This window comes from Methylobacterium sp. WL116 (genome assembly GCF_008039455.1).
GTDB lineage: Bacteria > Pseudomonadota > Alphaproteobacteria > Rhizobiales > Beijerinckiaceae > Methylobacterium.
In genome coordinates this window covers 1-2350 of record NZ_VRUV01000634.1, presented here as the reverse complement: position 1 = coordinate 2350, position 2350 = coordinate 1, and the positions used below count along the sequence as shown (strand labels likewise).

The following is a 2350-nucleotide window of genomic DNA, read 5'->3' as shown; positions in this document are numbered from 1 at the left end:
GCCGTCGGCGGGCGGGGCGACGCGCAGGCGCGGCAGCAAGTCCGACAGGCGCTGCTCCTGCAGCCCGCGCAGGCGCTTGCCCCTGCGTCGGCCGAAGAAGGCCCGCTCGGAGGCGTCGGCCGGGGGGCTGGTGTCGGTCACGGGGAAACTCGTTGGGAGGCTCACGCCTCGATCGGCGACCGGATCGGGCGCAGGTACCCTCTCCCGTTCGGGAGAGGGAGCCGCCGGCGCGGGGTCGAAACCCTTACGCCAGGGCCGATCTCAGCTTGTCGGCGAGGTCGGTGCGCTCCCAGGAGAAGCCGCCGTCGGCGTCCGGGGCGCGGCCGAAATGGCCGTAGGCCGAGGTGCGGGCGTAGATCGGCTTGTTGAGGCCGAGCGCCAGGCGGATGCCGCGGGGCGAGAGGTCGAGGGCGTCCATCAGCACGCCCTCGAGCTTGGCCTCGTCGACCTTGCCGGTGCCGTGCAGGTCGACGTAGATCGACAGCGGCTTGGCCACGCCGATGGCGTAGGCGAGCTGGATCGTGGCGCGCGAGGCGAGGCCGGCGGCGACGACGTTCTTGGCGAGGTAGCGCGCGGCATAGGCCGCCGAGCGGTCGACCTTGGTCGGGTCCTTGCCCGAGAAGGCGCCGCCGCCGTGGGGCGCCGCGCCGCCGTAGGTGTCGACGATGATCTTGCGGCCGGTGAGGCCGGCATCGCCGTCGGGGCCGCCGATGACGAACTTGCCGGTCGGGTTCACGTGCCAGACCGTGCCCTCGTTGATCCAGCCCTCGGGCAAGGCCGCGCGGATGTAGGGCTCGACGATGGCGCGCACGTCGGCCGAATCGAGCGACTCGTCGAGGTGCTGGGTCGAGAGCACGATCTGCGTCGCCTCGACCGGGCGGCCGTTGGCGTAGCGCACCGTGACCTGGCTCTTGGCGTCGGGGCCGAGCTTGGCCGCGTCGCCCTGCCTGGCCTTGCGGGCGTCGGCGAGGTCCTTGAGGATCTTGTGGGCGTAGAAGATCGGGGCCGGCATCAGCTCCGGGGTCTCGTCGGCGGCGTAGCCGAACATGATGCCCTGGTCGCCCGCGCCCTCGTCCTTGTTGCCGGCCGCGTCCACGCCCTGGGCGATGTCGGCCGACTGGGCGTGCAGGTAGATCTGCACGTCGTTGTTCTTCCAGTGGAACCCGGACTGCTCGTAGCCGATGTCCTTCACCGCCTCGCGGGACAGCGCCTCGAGGTCCTTGAAGGTCACCGAATCGGGGCCGCGGACCTCGCCGGCGATCACGACGCGGTTGGTCGTGGTCAGCGTCTCGACGCCGAGGCGGGCTTCCGGCATCGCGGCGATGTAGGCATCGACCACGGTGTCGGAGATCCGGTCGCTCACCTTGTCGGGGTGGCCCTCGGAGACGGATTCGCTGGTGAACAGGAAGTCTGAACGCGGCATCGTGAGAGCACCCCGGTTGACGGGTGCGCCTTCCTGATCGCGGCGCTTGACCCGGTTGTGAGGGCCGGAGTTCTGGCACCGGCTCCCGGCAGGGTCAAGGTGGAATGCCGAACGGATCCGTTATACCGTACGAAGCGGACGGCCAATCGGTCCGAAGGTGCTACCACAGGGACGCGGTGGCCTCAGCCGCTCAACTTGCGCTCGAGGGCCTGGACCGCGGCGGCGAGGTCGCGCCGCGTGTCGGCCGAGCAGTTCTCGGAGACGTGGCGGGCCACCATCTCGGCCACGCCCTGCCAGCCGGCGTCGAGCGGGCGCTGCGGCGTGTCGCCGAAACCCTCGACGGCGTGGTCCTCGTCCCGGGGCATCCCGTTGAAGAAGTGGTCCAGCGGCACGCCGGTCATGCGCGAGAAGATGTCGAGATGGATCGCGCTGATGCGGTTGGTGCCCTTCTCGTACTTCTGCAGCTGCGCCGCGGACATGCCGAAGCTCTGGGCGACGCGGCGCTGGGTCAACGACGCCTTGCGCCGTTGTTCCGCGATGCGTTGCCCGACATAAACGTCCCGTTGATCCGTCTTCTGGCCTGCCATCACTCGTCTCGCGTGCGCGCCCCCAAGGACGCGGAATCGTCGACCATCCGCTACCTCGCCCTGCGCAAGCTTAGCTGCCGGCGCACGGCTTGTCACCCTCATAACCCGTTGGCTCTCCAGCGGTATCCGCCTGCATGGATGCCGCCGCGATCGCACCGCCGGCCAAGCTCGGCCGTTCTCCGATCCGCTCTACGAGAATTCCGTTGCCGCGGCAACGGTTTCGCGGGGCCGGCGTCCCGGAGGCCTCCCATCCCGTGCGGGCCTCCCATCTCAGGAACGTCCGCGTCCCTGCGCGGTCGCCGCCCGGCGCAACGCGTCGGCGAGGGCCCCCACCGATTCC

General features: G+C 70.3%; 2 protein-coding genes and 1 pseudogene. All 3 read right to left on the bottom strand.

Annotation, left to right across the window (positions count from 1 at the left end):
• Window positions 1-141 (bottom strand): annotated as a pseudogene (locus FV223_RS32120) (tRNA (guanosine(46)-N7)-methyltransferase TrmB); the annotation flags it as partial.
• A gap of 103 nt (window positions 142-244) precedes the next feature.
• Complete coding sequence (metK, locus tag FV223_RS25570) at window positions 245-1423, bottom strand: methionine adenosyltransferase (RefSeq protein WP_147729574.1); 1179 nt, start codon at window positions 1421-1423, stop codon at window positions 245-247.
• 182 nt (window positions 1424-1605) lie between these two features.
• On the bottom strand, window positions 1606-2010 hold the full coding sequence (locus FV223_RS25565; protein WP_147729573.1) for a helix-turn-helix transcriptional regulator: 405 nt from the start codon (window positions 2008-2010) through the stop codon (window positions 1606-1608).
• Window positions 2011-2350 lie beyond the last annotated feature (340 nt).

Bases quoted from the DNA above. Each gene is read 5' to 3' on its own strand.
- FV223_RS25565 (WP_147729573.1), bottom strand. From the start codon at position 2,010: ATGGCAGGCCAGAAGACGGATCAACGGGACGTTTATGTCGGGCAACGC.
- metK (WP_147729574.1), bottom strand. From the start codon at position 1,423: ATGCCGCGTTCAGACTTCCTGTTCACCAGCGAATCCGTCTCCGAGGGC.